Consider the following 16,072-nt stretch of genomic DNA (forward strand, 5'->3'; position numbering starts at 1 on the left):
TGTCAACCCCCCAAAGACCCTAACCCACTCACCCCAAGTCACTTACCCGTGGCGGGATTACCCCTCCCAACCTGCTAGCCTTTAATTAATGGATCTGGCACATCGATAGCCGTTTCCCCGGAGGTATAGCCCCATGACCTCCTCATCCCCAAAGCAGCCCTCACTCCTTGTCATCATTTTTTTGTTGTCATTCCCGAAGGGAATCCGCGTCTCGCACCTAAAACAGCATAACTTCTTTGTTCAAAGGACTTTACCCGAGGCTCATCTTTTTATTCCAATAGAATCAATACTTTACAGAACACCCTAATCGAGGTCCGGACCTAAGTCCTTTGTTCGAAGGACTTTGCACAAAAACAGGTGGAGGGGGTACCCACCGCGGGAGCAGCCTACCTGCCTGCGTCCGCACAGAGCATCACCCTCGATTCAGACACAAAGAAGCGACCACGAACCGACACGAAAGAACGCGGAATCCATCCGCGTCCATCCATGCCATCCGTGGCCGCCTCGTATTCTACCGGTGCAGCGTGAAGGTGGCAGCCGAATTACTCGGCCGTCGCCTCAGCCGTGACCGCTTCCTCTTCCCGGTCGCCTTTCACCGTCACCTTCACGTGGCTCGTCACCTCGCGGTGCAGCTTCACAGGAACGTGATATTCTCCGATGCTCTTCAGCGGATCGTCGAGCGCAATCTTGCGGCGATCAACCGTGAAGCCCTTGGCCTCCAGCTCGTGCGCGATGTCGCTCGATGTAACCGAGCCGAACAGGTGGTCGCTCTCGCCCACCTTCCGCTCGAACACCAGCTCGACCGCATTGAGCTGCTCCGCCAGCGCCGTCGCGTCCACCTTCTCCTTGGCCGACTTGCGCACCGCCGACGCCTTCATCTGATCGATGACGGCCTTGTTCACAGCGGTCGCTTCGATAGCCAGCTTCTCCGGCAGCAGATAGTTGCGCCCGTAGCCGTCGGCGACCTTCACCACGTCGCCGCGGTGTCCCAGTTTATTGACATCTTCCTTCAGAATGACTTCCATGCGAATTCTCCGGTTCCTGTCCGGCGTCCCTTCCGCCGGTCGTTAATCTAAGTTAGAAGCGAGCGGCAAAGGCGAGCAGCGCGATGTTGCGCGACTGCTTGATGGCCAGGCTCAGGCGGCGCTGGTGCCGGGTGCAGACACCTGTCAGACGACGCGGAACAATCTTGCCGCGCTCGGCCACAAAGCCCTGCAGCAGGCGCACGTCGCGATACGAGATCGCGTCAATCTTTTCCGTGCAGAACTTGCAGACCTTCTTGCGCCGGAAGAACTTCCGGCCGCCGGGGCCGCCGCCGGGGCCGCCTGCCGGACGCGGCGGGCGGGGGCCTGCGTGGGCAGGGCGCGGGGTGGATGCAGGTGTGGACGTGTGCTGTTCCGTCGATGGTGTGCTCGTAGTCTCGTCAGCCATGATGTTTCCCTCTCATTTGCGTTGTGCCTTCCGCGCTCCAGGCCCGCCGTGGGACCTCTGAACATGCAGCCGGTTCCGGTTGAATGGAAGCGGAGTGAGGCGTTGATCGTGTCAGACGATGCGGCAAGCCGTCATCGCAAATATCGTCAGCGAAAAACTAGACAGCGGCCGCGCTCTCCGAAGCAGCTTCAGCGTGCGCCTCGGCAGGCTTCGCCGGCTCCTCGACGGCAGCAGCAGCCTCACCCTCGGCCGGAGCCTGAGGCAGCGCGCTGCGCTTCACCTTCGTGTCGCGGATGGCCTTGACCTTCGCCAGCCGCTTCTCTTCTTCATCCATGCGCACGGTGATGAATTTGATCACCTGCTCGGAGACGCGCAGACGGCGCTCGATCTCCGCGACCAGCGAACCCTGCGCTGCGATCGTCATCAGCACGTAGAAACCGTCGTTGAACTTGCGGACGGTGTAGGCCAGCCTGCGGCGGCCCATCTTCTCCACGCTCTTCACCTCGCCGCCGCCATTGGTGACGTTGCCGGAAAAGCCTTCAATCAGCTTGTCGATCTCTGCCTCTTCAACGTCCGGTCGGACGATGTACATCACTTCATAAGTGCGATTCATTCGGCTACTTCTTTCTGCGAAGTTCTGCTTCGCACCGCGCCAGCCGTTGTTCCGCCGGTCCGGTATGGAATGTACTGCGTTAGTCTTCTGATCCCTGTTCCCTGATCCCTGTTCCCTGTTTCCTGTTGAACTCATTCATCGCGGCGCTGACGCCTTTCGTCAGTACCGCTTCGACCGCATCTCGTACCCGGTCGAGCACCTCATCCAGCACCGCAAGCTCCTGCCTGCGCATCGGCGTCAGCAGATAGTCCCTGCCGCCCGCCTTGATCTCCCGCCCATCCTCCAGCGCCGGTTTCCCAACGCCGATGCGGATGCGCAACCACTCTTCCGTGCCCAGCACGCCGGAGATGGACTTCACTCCGTTGTGCCCGTTCGCCGAGCCGCGCTGGGCGATGCGAAACTGCCCCAGCGGGAACGCCAGCTCGTCGTACAACACCATCACGTCGGCCGAAGGATCCAGCTCCAACTCTTCGACCAGAGCGGCCACCGAAAGCCCGCTCAGATTCATAAACGTCTCCGGCTTGGCCAGCAGAACATCCTGCCCCGCGAACCTTGCCTTCGCCGTCAGTGCGCGGCCCCGGCGGTTTGCAATCTTCACACCGCACTCCTCCGCGATGCGATCAACCGCCAGAAACCCCGCATTGTGCGGCGTGAACTGATACTCGATCCCAGGATTTCCCAGCCCGACAATCAGCTTCACGCCGTAATCTCCAGATGCAGTGCCGGGAAGCAGTCCTTCTATGCCCTGCATTCCGCTCCCTGCACCCTGCTGTTCTACTTCTTCTTCGCGTCCTTGGCGTCGGCGGCGGGAGCAGCAGCAGCGCCCTCAGTCTCGCCCTTGCCCTTCTTCGCCACCTCGGGCTCCGTCGGAGCAGCCGCGGTCTCTTCAACCGCCACAACCTCTTCCTTGACGATGGTGACGTGCGCAACCGTCGCATCCTCGTCGCCCAGGAACTTGATGCTGCCCGAGTGCGGCAGGTCCTTGACGCGAATCAGCCCATGCAGCTCCAGGCCGGAGACGTCCACATCGAGGTGGCTCGGAATATCCGCCGGGAGGCACTCGATCTCGACCTCGCGCATGACGTGCTCGATGATGCCGCCCTGCGTCTTCACGCCAACCGGCACGCCGAGCAACTGGATCGGCACCGAGACGCGCATCGCCTTGTCCATCGCGATCCGCTTCAGGTCGATGTGCAGCAGGTTGCCCTTGATCGGCTCATGCTGCCAGTCCACGATCATCGCCTTCACCGCTCCCGAACCCTCGACGGTCAGGTCGAAGATGGTGTTGTGGCCCGACTCCGAGTGCAGGATCTTGGTAATCACGCGCGGGTCAACCGCAACCGCGACCGCTTCCTGACCCGCACCATAAACCACAGCCGGAATCCTGCCCGCAACGCGAACCCGCCGCGCCGCATTCTTGTTGAACTTGCCCGAACGGGGCGTCGCTACCACTGCTTCAGTCGATGCTGCCATGTTTCACTTTTCCTTTCGGGCACGAAAGGCAGGGAATAGGGAATAGGGTGTAGGGAATAGAAAACCCCCGCACTTTTTCACCTATTCGTCCGCTCCTGCGCTCCCTTTGCGGCCGAGCCGCCGGTTGATACTGCCTGAACTTGAAGAGGGCAGGAATATGTCGCCAGATGGCCTTCTATTCCCTACACCCTATTCCCTACACCCTGCACCTTAGTTGAACAGCGTGCTCACGCTGGTCTCCATGTGGATGCTCTCAATGGCGCGGCCCAGCAGGCCGGCGATCGAAAGCACCTTGATCTTCCCCACCGCCTTCGCGTCTTCGCGCAAAGGGATGGTGTTCGTCACGACCACCTGCTCCAGCCGTGAATTTGCGATGCGCTCGACCGCCGGCCCTGACAGCACCGGATGCGTTGCGCACGCATAAACTTTTTCCGCGCCCTGTTCCAGCAGCGCCTCCGCCGTCTTCACCAACGTTCCGGCGGTGTCGATAATGTCGTCGAGGATCAAACATGTCCGGCCCTTCACATCGCCGATGACATTCATCACCTCGGTCACGTTAATGTCCGTGCGCCGCTTGTCCACAATGGCCAGCGGCACTTCCAGCTTCTTGGCGAAGAATCTCGCCCGTTCCACGCCTCCCGCATCCGGCGAAACCACCGTCAGATTCGGCAGATTCAACTCCCGGAAGTAGCTCACCAGCACGGGGCTGGCGAACAAGTGGTCCACCGGAATATTGAAAAATCCCTGGATCTGCGCCGCGTGCAGATCGACCAGCAAAGCGCGGTTCGCGCCGGCGGTGGTCAGCAGATCGGCAACCAGCTTCGACGTAATGGCGACGCGCGGCCTGTCCTTACGGTCTTGCCGGGCGTAGCCATAGTAGGGAATCACCACCGTGATGCGTCCGGCGGATGCACGCTTGAGCGCGTCCATCATAATCAGCAGCTCGACAAGATGCTGATCGACCGGCCAACACGTAGGCTGCACAACAAACACATCCGCGCCGCGGACGTTCTCGAGCAGTTGAAAATGGACCTCGCCGTCGGAGAATCTCTGCAACCGGGTCTCGCCCAGCGGCACACCGACGAACTTGCAGATCTCCTCGCACAACGCCGGGTTTGACGACCCGCAGAAGATCTTGATGCGTTTGCTCTCGCCCAGCTTGCCGGGGCGTTTTCGCTCGGCTGCCGTCTTTGTCTGAGACTGGGTTTGAGACGGGCTGCCCGTCTGGGCGGCCTGCGCAGGCTGAGAGCTTGTCTCTTCAGCCTGCTCTGAAATAGGGGAAAGAACCGCAGTCGTGTCTTTTTCTCTCACGTGGAAACCTCCGAGGCTGGTTGACCTTGATTGTTCCTGCTGCTTTCGTCTTGCGTGGCCTTGTTGCGGCCTCGCGCCTGTTCTCGAAATTCTTGTTGCGAACTGCAAAAACCTAAGACTGCTCTTCCAAACTTCGTACTTCTGTCCGCCTTGTTCTGCGGACCCGAAAAACCATCCAACTTCCGCGACCTGTTCCGGCCGCCAAAGAACCCTAAATCTGCTCGTCGCGTGCGGCGTCAACATTCTGGCTGGGCGACTAGGATTCGAACCTAGACAAAGTGCTCCAAAGGCACTTGACCTACCATTAGTCGATCGCCCAGTGAACCCGTCACTCCGCGAACATCTCCGCCCAGTAGTCCTCGCGGGGCAGCGTGGCTGTCACCAACGCCTTAGTCCCGGACTCCTGGACGCGCCGTTGAGCCTCCCTTGCCTCCGCCTCGGACCGGTAAAGTCCGAACAGCGCGGAGCCGGAACCGGAGAGCGCGGCATACAACGCCGTGTCTTCGCCGGAGGCCGAATCACCCATCAGTTGACGCTTGATTGCACGCAAGGAGGGATGCTGTGGAAACACTACGTCTTCAAAGTCGTTATGAAGACCGTCGCTTCCAATCCCGGTGCGGACAAGCGCGAGAAGGGCATTCTCGGCCAGATCGTTCATCGCGCCCGTCTGATTTTCACCAGACACAACCCGCTTGTCATCAGGGCTTTGAACGCGAACGATACCGGATGTTCCACACTTACCCTCGCCTGTAATAGCAGAAAGCGAGGCGTAAGCAAGGCTCAACTCATCTAGTCTATCGGCGCCAGCCCCCGAAGTCAATCCAGCGGAGTCATCTGATCCCTGATTCCCAGCCCCGGATCCCTGCTTTTCATCCCAGTCCCTGAAGGCCTGCGGCGTCGAGACCCCCACCTCCGGCACCGCCACCACGCACCAGGTCCGGGGGAAATCCGGCATCGGAAACACCATCTCCCCGCGCCCCAGCCCCAACACCGCCCCACCCAGCAGAAACAGCGGCACATCCGACCCCACCTCGCTGGCTAGCCGCAGCCGCTCGACCCCAGGCAAAGCTACGCCCAACTCGCGCTCCAACCCCAGCAGCGCCGCCGCCGCATTGGCCGACCCGGCTCCCATTCCACCCTGCACCGGGAGCCGCTTCTCTATATAGATAGAGACTTCAGCCGCCACGCCCAACCGGGCAAGCGCCTTCTCGACCATCTTCCAGCACGTATTCCGAGCATCGACGGGCACTCGCGAGTTGTTGGTCGTCAAAACAATCCGCGAAGCCACCCCACCGCTCAAAGCCCGCGCCGAAACCGTCACAAAATCATGCAGCCCAAGCGTCTGGTAAAGGGTTGCCAGCCCATGAAACCCACCCCCGCGCACCGGCCCAATCGCCAGCCCCAGATTGATCTTTGAATACGAACGGACGCGCGTCGCCATAGAGCGATTGTATTCGGATATGGCAGCCTCACTTCTCCTGAGTTACCGCCTACAGGACATCTGTAGCTTCAGCGGTTGAGTCTGAGCGTCAGCGCTTCGCGGGCAGCGGCAACAGGTATGTCGGGCGAAGGCTGACCGGGCCGAGCAGGCCGGACGGCAGCAGCGGCGAGTCCTTCGTGTACTTCCGAATGTTCGTCCAGGTGTAGTGCTTTCCCGTAGGCGACTGTGCATCACCGATCAGGCGGTTGGGCCACAGATTCGTCACGTCGATCTGAATGCTGTTGGCTCCCGGATGCAACAGGCGATCCACGCGCAGGCGATAGGGCGCCTTCCACAGCACCTGCGCCGGTCCTCCGTTGATGCGAACTGAGGCCACTTCATGCACCTCGCCCAGGTCGAGGTCGAGGCCGTGATACCCGGCAAGCTGCGCGGCGGTCAGATGAACCGTAGTCCGATAGGTTGCCGTGCCGGAGAAATAGCGCACGCCGGGGTCGGAGGACTCGGTCCAGGATGCAAGCCGCTCCACGTTCACGTGCGACGGCGCACCCCAGCCCGGAGGAAAGCTCAGCGTCCACGGGCCTGAGACGGCCGTGTTCGCAACGGCATGAGCAGAGACGCGCGTGCTCGTGCCGTCTGCGAAGCTGACCTCATAGCCTCCCGCCAGCGAAGTCTCGATCTCCGCTGTGCCGTGCTCCAACGCGATGATGAAGTCAGGTGGCAACGACATCTCTCCGGGGCTTGTGGTGGAGTAGAGAACCTTGCCGCTGTGCGCGATCCGCGTGACCGCGTTCTCGGCTGCGACGTGGCGAAAGACAACGAACACCGATCCGAACGGCTCCAAATTCAACGCCACGCGCGTGCGGTGATCTGCTGTCGGCGCGAACAGGAGCGTCTTAACAACTCTGCCCGTGACGGCATCGAACAGCTCTGGCTGTTTGCCGGAGACACGGAATGTCACTACGGCCTGCACTGGCTTGTCTTGTGTATTGCGGACGAAGTAGATGTCCGTGCTGCCTGCAAGACGATGTACATAATCGAACGAGCCGGCGGTCTCGAAATCAGGCAGGGCTCCTTCGCCGACAAGCGCCGTGCGGGCTGAATCCGTGCAATCAAGCTGGCCCTGGCCCAGCACGGCGTGATGCCCCTGACTCTGCTCGCACGCAGACCACATTGCGTCGGTGATGGCCGCAAACTCTTTCGTTGCGGCGTCCGTAACGATACCCTGGCTGCGCAGCGGACGCTCGCCCACCAGAGTGCCTCCCCCCATCACATAGTCCCGGGCAAGCTTCAGCACGGCCAGCGGCAAAATCCGAGAACGAGGCAGCACCAACGCGCGGTAGCTGATGCCCTCAGGCGTCTCGAGCATCGCGCCTCGGATGACGATGCGGTGCAGCAGCGCGTCCGTGTCGGTGACATCGTAGTCGAACCCCGGCAGCACCCGCGCAGGATCGTCACTCTTCAGCCGGACAAAGTTCGGCACATTGTCGCCGTAGTAGTAGAGCGCATCCACGACCGGTTCGCCCTGCTGCAAAAGAAACTGCGCGCGGTTCAGGTAGAGCGTGAACGCGCCTGCGTCGCGCCACCACGTCACATTAGGATTCAGGTGCGTGCCGGCAAAATACTCCTGCCCCGGCAGGCCCAGCGACCGTGGCGACGAGGTGAACTCATGCCACACCAGCCGGTTCATGCCTTCGGTCAGTGCGCGATCGAATGCAGGCTTCAGGTTCGTGCCCAGCGACTCGTTCCACTGGTTGCCGATCGAGGTCATGCCCTCGTCGGCAGCCAGCGGATGGCCATAGATATGCGCCGCGCTCGATGCCTCTTTCACAAAAAAGCGGTCCGCGTCGGATGAGCGATGCTCGGGCGACCACGCCCAGTACTCCGTCTGCGGAACAGCGGCTGAGCGGAAGGTCTCAAGCGCGTCGAGCGGCGCTCCATGTGGACCGCCCGATTCGCACTGAATCCCCAGGCCATACTGTGCGGCCAACTGCGCCATGTGGTCGTAGTGTCCGGTGACGAGGTCGCCCACCGTGCGACGCAAGTCGGCCAGAAAGCGTGTGCTCTGGTCGCGGCTGCCAACGATGCGTCCAGCGACAACCGGCAGATAGAGCACGGGGTCGTATCCGCGTCGCTTGCGGAACTCCTTGCGAAAGTTGCCGGTCCAGTTCGTGCCGCCCAGCTCCCAGCTATCGGTGGCGACATACTTCAGCGTCTTACCCAGATAGGGCTTTGCCATGGTCAAGAGCGGCTGAACATCCCGCTTCCAATACGTATCGAGCACAGACGGGTCAAGATAATCGATGGCCAGCCCTTGCCACGCGCCGCTCGACGTGGAAACGCGCGCGTCCGAGTCGGTGTAGCCAATCCAGAGAATCTCCCAGTCCTTCGCGCCGCCGGCAGGCGGAGTCCATCGCACGCTACCATCGGCGTCCACCTCATCGGAGATGTCCTTCACCTCAGAGAGGTCGAAGTCCTGCTCACCAGCGACCGAGGGGCCATGCATCAACAGGCGCGTCATATCCGGCATGGAGAAGCCACCCTCGGCAGCAGCAGACTTCAGCGCAAGCTGCCGCAGCGGCGCGCGCGTGTCTGAACCTTGCCCAGCCAGATCGCGTCCATGATGCAACGGATATGCCAGCACTGCGATCTGGCGAAAAAATCCGTTCCTGATGGCAGGCCGCGCGAGCACAACCTTCCCGCTGTCGCCTGCAAGCATCGGCGTCCGCGACCATGTCAGCAGCTTCGATGCCTCCTCGGGCCGGACATCGGGGCCGCCAAGGTTCCAGCCGCTGGTGATGTTGAGCGTAACCTCAAGGCCCAGATTGTTCGCCGTGCGCAGGGCGTGGAGATATAGCTCCCGCCACGCAGGGCTTCCGAACTCCGGCCCGGCGGGCACGCTCGCGTTGCCGTTCTGGTTTGCGCCATTGGCATCGACCAGCAGCACGCCGCCATAGCCCTTGCGCTTCATCTCCGTCAGATCGCGCGTGATGGTTGCTTTGTCGGTATGTCCGTTGAGCCACCACCAGTAGCAGCGCAGCCGCGCCTGCGGGGGCGGGTCTTTGAAACCACTCAACAGGTGGTCGGCAACCGCGCTGCGTTTTGCGGGAGGTGTTCCCGAAAACCCGGATTTCAGACTTGTCTGCGCCACCCCGGTGCTGACAACGAGCAGCGCCGGAATCACACACAGTTTGGTAAAGCGCGAAGGGCCTGTCATCTCTGCGAATAGTCTCTTGTTCAAAGCATATCTTCCACAGATTCGGGCAAAGAAAAATACGCTGCGCTGCGGGCTTTGCGGGCACCACAGCGCAGCGTGTTGGTGGAGTTAGAAGTTCAACCGCGCCGTGAGCTGACCGAGTCGCGGATCGTTGGCCTGTGTGAAGAAGCCCTTCGGGTAGGACGACGAGTACGAGAGCACCGAACCAGCATTCGCCGCGCCCAGGCTGGTGCTTGGGCCGCCGTAGTTCGGCGTGTTCATCACGTTGAAGAACTCGCCGCGGATCTCGAAGCTCAGGCCTTCACGCAGAATGAACTGCTTGAATACCGAGAGGTCCATCAGTGGCTTCAGCGGCTCGCGCACCTTCAGCACAGCGGGGTAGTTCTGCGACTGGTATGCAATCCGCTGGCGGAACGCAGGCGTCGACGAGAGCGTGTCGCATGCCTGGTGAACCGGCGCACCGTTTGAGCCAATCTGGGTATTTTGCTGGGTGTACGTCACGACCCCGGTTGAACTGTTCAGGCTTGCGCTCTCGTAGCACGTATTGAATTCGCGAGCGTAGGTCTGATGCGGTTGCACGTAGTTGCCAATCACATCATATCCACCGGGAACACCAATCATTGGCCCATTGCTGAACCGCGCCACCGTGTTGAGCTTCCACCCGCCCAGCGCCTGCCGCACGAAGAACGACCGGGCAAGCAGCTTCGGCAACTCGACCGTGCCGAAGATATTGCCGAATAGCGTCGGGTTGGCGTCCTGCTGCGAGGCCAGCTTGCCGAGACCAGCCGAGTAGTCGTCGTAGTAGAAGGTGTGGAGCATCACCTTGTCCCAGGTCAGGTTGGCCTGGAAGCTGACATGGTGCCGCATCCGTCTGGACACCTGGACCTGCAGCGCGTTATACGGCGCGCTGCCGATCGAAGAGCCGTTCTCGGTGACGCCCTGAAACTCCGGAAAAGGCAACAGCAGTTGAGATTGTTTGATCGTCTTGCCGTTGAAGCTGGGGTTCTGTGGAATTAGGCCGTACATCGGGTTCGCCACAGTGGCATTCAGGTAGTTGGCCCCGGTGCCGCCCTGGTTCCAGTATTGCGTCGGGACGATGTTGATATTGTGGTTGACCTCCAGTTGCGTTGGCCGCGCGCCCACATAGGCAACCTGCAAGGCCATCCCATTGCCAAAGCCCTGCTGCACACTCACCGAATACTGCGTGCTCTTCGGCTGCACGTGGTGCGGATCGTAGAAGCTGACGCCCTGGCCGATTGCCGAGCTTAACCCCTGCGAGCTTCCCGTCGGCAGCAGTACGCCCGTAGGGAACGGGTTGTCGATCGTGTTGAGAGGTGTATTGGCGAGGTAGTTGTTGTAGCTGGTGCCTTGGCTGAAGCCAGTGCCAATGGGACTTTCCAGCGTGTTGAAGTAGATAATGCCGTAGCCCGCGCGCAGCACCGTGTTCGGGAACATCTGGTACGCCACGCCAATCCGCGGCTGGAAGTTGTTCAGGTCGCGCGGATAGGGGAAGCGGTTGCTGGAGCTGGTGTACTGGAGCCCGCCCTTGAGCGCAAGACCCGGAACCTGCAGCGGGTTGTCGCACGTAGTGCAGAAGCCGGAGACCTGCCTGTTGTGCCGGTCGGTGAAGGGCGACTCGTAATCCCAGCGCACGCCCAGGTTCAGCGTCAGCTTCGGCGTCACGCGCCAGTCGTCCTGCACGAACGGCGCCATGTAAATCTGCTGCAATGCATACGCCGGCGTGATGTTATAGGAAGTCGAGGTATAAGCTCCAAGCAGCAGCGCCGCCATAGCATTGCCGGAGTTGGGGTCGCCCGTCTGGTAGTTCTTCTGGGTGAAACGGTCATCGAAGTTGAATGTGCCGAAGCCGCTCTGCGGATTCTGCACGTTGTAGCGGATCAGATTGCCCTCGAAGCCGAAGCGCAGTGTGTGCGTACGGATCGTCTTGGTCAGTACCTCTTCGAGCGCGCCCGTCATGTTCGTGCTCACCTGACCACGCGCCGCAGACGGCAGTTGCGCATATCCCGAAGGACTGACGCCGGGGAAGGACGTATACGGCAGCCCGGTGCTCGAAATGCCCAGCTTCGACAGGTCGTAGCCCGTGGCATCCGGATAGACCAGCCCGAATGGGTGATACAGAATACCGAGGCGCGAGTCCAGCACCATCGAGTCTGAGAACTGCTGCACGTCGTCAATGCTGCCGCCGCGGTTGTTGCGGTAGACATGGTAGAAGCAGACGCCACAGTCGCCCGGGCCGATCTCCTTCGGGAATCCCTCATGCGGCCCCTGCTGCGTCAGACCTGAGCGGAACAGGATCACGTTCACCTTGTTCTTTGAACCAATCGCCTGGTCGAACCGCACGATGAAGGAAGGATAGGTGCTGGCATACGAGGTCTGCGTGGCAATATAGTTCGTGCCACCTGTCGCTGAAGCTCCCGGAACATTCGGTAGCGGATAGTAGCTCAAGAGGTTTGTGCCGACGCTCGTCACGCGGCCTGACGGAATTTTGTTGTTGGCAAAGTACTGTGTCCGGTTCCCGAAGGAGTCAATCGGCGACTGCGGATCGTAGATCTGCACGCCCGAGGTGCAGAGCCCATTGCTGTCGAATGCGCTGCACAGGTCTGAGAAGTCGCCGCCGCGCTCTGCCTGCGTCGGCATCCGCGAGGAGTAGTTGATCGCCTGGTGCGAGGCATACCGCTCATAGGCCACCATGAAGAACGTCTTGTCGTGCCCGTCGTAGATCTTCGGAATATAGACCGGGCCATCGAGCACAAAGCCCGTCTGGCTCAACTGGCTGTTGTTGCGCGGAGCGTTGGTCAGCGCCTTCTCCGACGTGTTCGCATTCAGGTATGTGTTCTGAAACACGTAATACGCCGCGCCGTGCAGATGGTTGTTACCGCTGCGCACTACGGTGTTGGTCACGGTGCCATTGCCGTGGCCCACTTCGGCGTCGAAGATCGAGGTCTGCACTTTGACCTCCTGCACCGCCTCGGGTGAGGGCACGAAGTTCGTATAGCTCGCGCCGGAAAGCCGCTCGGCCGAGTCGTTTGGAATACCGTCCAGCGTCAGCCGGTTATGGCCGCCACTGCCGTCGGTGACGAGCTGTACCGCGACGCCGCTGAACGGGTTCGTGAATTGGCTCGACTTGCCTTGAAAATATCCGCCCGAGCCGCCATTGATGACACCAGCCGCAAGGGTCGCCATCACATAAGGATTGCGCCCGTTATTCGGCAGGTCCGTGACCTCCTGGTTGCTGAGCGTCGTGGCAATGTTGGCCGAACCGGTATCAATCAGCGAATTCTCCGCGCTCACTTCGACCGTCTCGGTTGCCGTCCCCACCGAGAGGCTGAAGTCGACGAGCTGGCTCTGCCCGGCGGTCAATACAACGCCTGAGCGCGTCTCTTTGCGAAAGCCCTGAGCCTCGACTGTAATGGTGTAGGTTCCCGGCTGAAGGGCAGGCATGTTGTAGGTGCCCGCCCCAGACGTTTGAACGACAGTGGCAAACTTTGTCGCGCCTTCGGTTGCCGTAACCTTTGCTCCGGCAACCTTTGCGCCCGACGGATCGCTGATAACACCGCTGATTGCGCCAAGATAACGCTGCGCATGGACGGCTGTGGGCGCCAGCAGAATCATAGCCGCGGCCGCAACGACGAGTAGACGATAAGAGCATTTGAATAAAGGATTTATTTTCACAACGACGCCTCCGGAGATTTGGAAAGTATGTTCGCGTAACCGGTTGCAAGAACACGTGAACATTCAATAGCAAAACTTTTTCTTATTTGGTCAATCTACGGCTGCCCCTCTGCCGCTGTCAACGATTATTTTTACTTCAAACAATCAGTATGCGGGCACGTCAGACCCCCGTCCTATCCGGCTTTCACGCCGCAGGAATGTATTCTGAGCAAGTTCCCTTTTTTCAACCTCTTCTTCCGCCTGCTACCATTTCTCATAGCGACTTAGCATCCAAGGACCTAATGACCCCCCAGAAAATCCGCAAAGCCGTCTTTCCCGCCGCTGGCCTCGGCACACGCTTCCTTCCAGCCACCAAGGCCATGCCCAAGGAGATGCTCTGCCTCGTCGACAAGCCGCTGATTCAGTACGGCGTCGAGGAGGCCGTGGCTGCCGGCTGCACCGAGATCATCATCATCACCGGCCGCGGCAAGTCCACCATGGAGGACCACTTCGACTCCAGCCCCGAACTTGAAGCGAATCTCGAAGCCAAGAACAAGAAGGCGCTGCTCGACATCGTCCACTCGGTCAACAACCTGGCCCGCGTCACCTACACGCGCCAGCCCGAGCCGCTCGGCCTCGGCCACGCCGTCCTGATGGCCAAGGAGCTGATCAACGACCAGCCCTTCGCCGTCATCCTGCCCGACGACATCGTCGATGCGCAGGTGCCGTGCCTCAAGCAGATGGTCGAGGCGTTCGAGGAGACCCAGTGCAGTGTCATCGGCTCCGAGGTCGTCGAAGGCCCGTCCATCTCCTCCTACGGCGTGCTCGACTGCACACCCGTCGCCTCGAACCCGCGCCTGTTCGACGTGACCAACATGGTCGAAAAACCGCGCTTCGAGGACGCGCCCTCGAACCACGCCATCATCGGCCGCTACATCCTCACGCCGCGCATCTTCGACATGCTCGAAACGCTCAAACCCGGCGCTGGCGGCGAACTTCAGCTCACCGACGCCATCCGCGCCCTGCTCGCCTACGAGAAGGTCTACGGCTTCAGCTACGAAGGCAAGCGCCACGACGCCGGCGACAAACTCGGCTTCCTCAAAGCCACGGTCGAGTTCGCCCTCAAGCGCGACGACCTCGGCCCCGCCTTCCGCGACTGGCTCAAGACCTTCCCGCTGTAACGATCGAACGCCACTCATTCGGCAGGCATCAGTGCTGCCGGACGCCCACTAGCGAGGTCCCGGAGGGCTTCATCAATTCGGCACCCGCCGCAACGGGATCGCCGAAGTTCGGAGTTCCATCAGGATTCCAGGTGAACTTCTGGATGCGCGGTGAACGATGGCTGCCACAGCCTTGTCCCGACGCGGAGTTCGCGTGATAGATCATCCAGTCTTCCGTACCATCCGGTGATTTGAAGAAGCCGTTATGACCCGGACCAAATACGCTACGTTCGGGATCCTGTTTGAAAAACGGATGGTCAAACTTGGTCCACGATTTGGCCTTCAACAAGTTCTTCCCGGAGCGGGCTTCGAGTATGCCCAGTTCGTAATAGTCCGTCCAGCAGGCCGAGGCGGAGTAAACAAGAAAGATGCGACCGCTGTGCTTCAGAATCTCCGGCCCCTCGTTGACGTTGACGTGCGGCATCGCGGGTCGTTTGAGCAAATCCCCCACCTGCTCCCACGGGTATTCCGGGGAAGAGAGCAGCGTGCGGCGGGAACCAACCGTCCAGGGATTTTTGAGGCGCGCGATATAGATGTGCTGCTCGCCGTCGGTCGCACCCTCCCAACCTGACCAGAGCATGTACGTGCGGCCATGATCCTGAAAAACTGTTGGGTCAATCGCCCATCGATCCGTCGCGTCGCCGACCTTGCCGCGAAAGGTCCACGCACCGTCCATCGGGTCGGCGGAGTCATTCTCGATGACGTAGATGCGGTGGTTCTCATTCGCTCCATCATCGGCGGCAAAATAGATGTACCACTTGCCATCGAGCTGATGCAGTTCAGGAGCCCAGATGTCCTTTGAGTGCGGCCCCGTAGCAGGCGCGGTCCAGACTGTCTTCACGTCCGCATGAGCCAGGTCCGTAATGTCTCGCGTGCGCCGGATCGTCAGATCGTGGCCGGTCGTATTCATGTAATAGTAGAAGCCGTTCGCAGACGTCACCCAAGGGTCTGGCCCTGTCGGCAACAGCGGGTTGTGAAACGTAGCCTGACCACCCTGCGCGCAAAGAAGCGGGCCTGACAGCGCAATGCCCGCAAGAAGACAGAGAATGCGCGCACCGAATCCGTGATTGCGCACACGAGGCGCTGAGCAGGCCAGCCCGCCTGCACGTCTGCGCCTGAACCTCTCGTAAATCTCAACAAGCAAGCCCATCCTCCGTCTCCTGTTCCCCGCTCAAAGTGCTCGCTCGATGCGAGCCGTTCCATGACAAGAAAGCGATGTGTAAACGGTATCATCTCAGCGAAGAACACATGGAGAGATGCAGCCCCGGAACGTTTTCCGTCCAGTGAAGAAGGATGGCAAGGGGTATCGGAGCTGGGTGAATCATCCGTTACGGGAGATGATGCTGGAGGATAAGGCTAGTTAGCGGTAGGAATCGCAGGGTTCGCGCGTTGCGCGAATGTCCCACCCGGCTGATGAGAAGTGCTCATCCGGGCTGGTGGTTTTTCGCTAATCCTGTGAGTTTCGGCCCTTGAAGAACCATCCTGCTGAGGCGGTCGCAATGAAACCAAAACCGAAGAGGATCACCACGGCAATCACAATTCCTACTACGAACGTAAGCATGTTGCCTTCCTGGTCTAGCTGTTGCCATGTCCGTGCTGCTGGACAGCAAAGGAATGACCGACAAACAGACTCTTCAGGAATCACATTACGCTTACCGCTTCGGAATTAAATACCACAAACGGGGCAAGTGATTGGC

The 16,072-nt window shown here is 60.4% G+C and carries 11 protein-coding genes and 1 tRNA gene; 1 reads left to right on the forward strand and 11 read right to left on the reverse strand.

Annotated features, from left to right (window positions below; genetic code table 11):
• Positions 1-542: 542 nt before the first annotated feature.
• From rplI to VFU66_RS06130, 10 genes are all read right to left on the reverse strand, one after another.
• A complete protein-coding gene (rplI, locus tag VFU66_RS06085; protein ID WP_326445349.1) occupies positions 543-1,025 on the reverse strand; it encodes a 50S ribosomal protein L9 in 483 nt (160 codons plus the stop codon).
• Between the two features lie 52 nt (positions 1,026-1,077).
• The gene (gene rpsR, locus VFU66_RS06090) at positions 1,078-1,431 is read right to left on the reverse strand and encodes a 30S ribosomal protein S18 (RefSeq protein WP_326445350.1); all 354 of its coding nucleotides are present in this window, start codon (positions 1,429-1,431) and stop codon (positions 1,078-1,080) included.
• A 157-nt stretch (positions 1,432-1,588) separates the two neighbouring features.
• Complete coding sequence (rpsF, locus tag VFU66_RS06095; protein WP_326445351.1) at positions 1,589-2,044, reverse strand: 30S ribosomal protein S6; 456 nt, start codon at positions 2,042-2,044, stop codon at positions 1,589-1,591.
• Between the two features lie 79 nt (positions 2,045-2,123).
• A complete protein-coding gene (gene pth / locus VFU66_RS06100; protein WP_326445352.1) occupies positions 2,124-2,744 on the reverse strand; it encodes an aminoacyl-tRNA hydrolase in 621 nt (206 codons plus the stop codon).
• Between the two features lie 74 nt (positions 2,745-2,818).
• The gene (locus tag VFU66_RS06105) at positions 2,819-3,517 is read right to left on the reverse strand and encodes a 50S ribosomal protein L25 (RefSeq protein ID WP_326445353.1); all 699 of its coding nucleotides are present in this window, start codon (positions 3,515-3,517) and stop codon (positions 2,819-2,821) included.
• 210 nt (positions 3,518-3,727) lie between these two features.
• Complete coding sequence (locus VFU66_RS06110; protein WP_326445354.1) at positions 3,728-4,828, reverse strand: ribose-phosphate diphosphokinase; 1,101 nt, start codon at positions 4,826-4,828, stop codon at positions 3,728-3,730.
• A gap of 245 nt (positions 4,829-5,073) precedes the next feature.
• A tRNA-Gln gene (locus tag VFU66_RS06115) sits at positions 5,074-5,147 on the reverse strand.
• Positions 5,148-5,156: 9 nt separating this feature from the next.
• The gene (locus VFU66_RS06120; RefSeq protein WP_326445355.1) at positions 5,157-6,269 is read right to left on the reverse strand and encodes a 4-(cytidine 5'-diphospho)-2-C-methyl-D-erythritol kinase; all 1,113 of its coding nucleotides are present in this window, start codon (positions 6,267-6,269) and stop codon (positions 5,157-5,159) included.
• An 88-nt stretch (positions 6,270-6,357) separates the two neighbouring features.
• Positions 6,358-9,483, reverse strand: coding sequence for a glycosyl hydrolase (locus VFU66_RS06125; RefSeq protein ID WP_326445356.1), 3,126 nt, complete (start codon positions 9,481-9,483; stop codon positions 6,358-6,360).
• A 108-nt stretch (positions 9,484-9,591) separates the two neighbouring features.
• On the reverse strand, positions 9,592-13,116 hold the full coding sequence (locus VFU66_RS06130) for a TonB-dependent receptor domain-containing protein (protein ID WP_326445357.1): 3,525 nt from the start codon (positions 13,114-13,116) through the stop codon (positions 9,592-9,594).
• A gap of 341 nt (positions 13,117-13,457) precedes the next feature.
• Here VFU66_RS06130 and galU point away from each other — a divergent pair, with 341 nt between their 5' ends.
• Entirely contained in the window at positions 13,458-14,336 is an 879-nt protein-coding gene (galU, locus tag VFU66_RS06135; RefSeq protein ID WP_326445358.1) for a UTP--glucose-1-phosphate uridylyltransferase GalU, read from the forward strand.
• Positions 14,337-14,364: 28 nt separating this feature from the next.
• On the opposite strand, the gene VFU66_RS06140 is transcribed toward galU, so the two are convergent.
• Entirely contained in the window at positions 14,365-15,525 is a 1,161-nt protein-coding gene (locus tag VFU66_RS06140; RefSeq protein WP_326445359.1) for a glycoside hydrolase family 43 protein, read from the reverse strand.
• Positions 15,526-16,072 lie beyond the last annotated feature (547 nt).

Source organism: Edaphobacter sp. (genome assembly GCF_035763405.1).
Taxonomy (GTDB): domain Bacteria; phylum Acidobacteriota; class Terriglobia; order Terriglobales; family Acidobacteriaceae; genus Edaphobacter.

Coding starts and splice junctions, on each gene's coding strand:
- rplI (WP_326445349.1), bottom strand. CDS start 1,025: ATGGAAGTCATTCTGAAGGAAGATGTCAATAAACTGGGACACCGCGGC.
- rpsR (WP_326445350.1), bottom strand. CDS start 1,431: ATGGCTGACGAGACTACGAGCACACCATCGACGGAACAGCACACGTCC.
- rpsF (WP_326445351.1), bottom strand. CDS start 2,044: ATGAATCGCACTTATGAAGTGATGTACATCGTCCGACCGGACGTTGAA.
- VFU66_RS06105 (WP_326445353.1), bottom strand. CDS start 3,517: ATGGCAGCATCGACTGAAGCAGTGGTAGCGACGCCCCGTTCGGGCAAG.
- VFU66_RS06120 (WP_326445355.1), bottom strand. CDS start 6,269: ATGGCGACGCGCGTCCGTTCGTATTCAAAGATCAATCTGGGGCTGGCG.
- VFU66_RS06125 (WP_326445356.1), bottom strand. CDS start 9,483: ATGACAGGCCCTTCGCGCTTTACCAAACTGTGTGTGATTCCGGCGCTG.
- VFU66_RS06130 (WP_326445357.1), bottom strand. CDS start 13,116: ATGATTCTGCTGGCGCCCACAGCCGTCCATGCGCAGCGTTATCTTGGC.
- galU (WP_326445358.1), top strand. CDS start 13,458: ATGACCCCCCAGAAAATCCGCAAAGCCGTCTTTCCCGCCGCTGGCCTC.
- VFU66_RS06140 (WP_326445359.1), bottom strand. CDS start 15,525: ATGGGCTTGCTTGTTGAGATTTACGAGAGGTTCAGGCGCAGACGTGCA.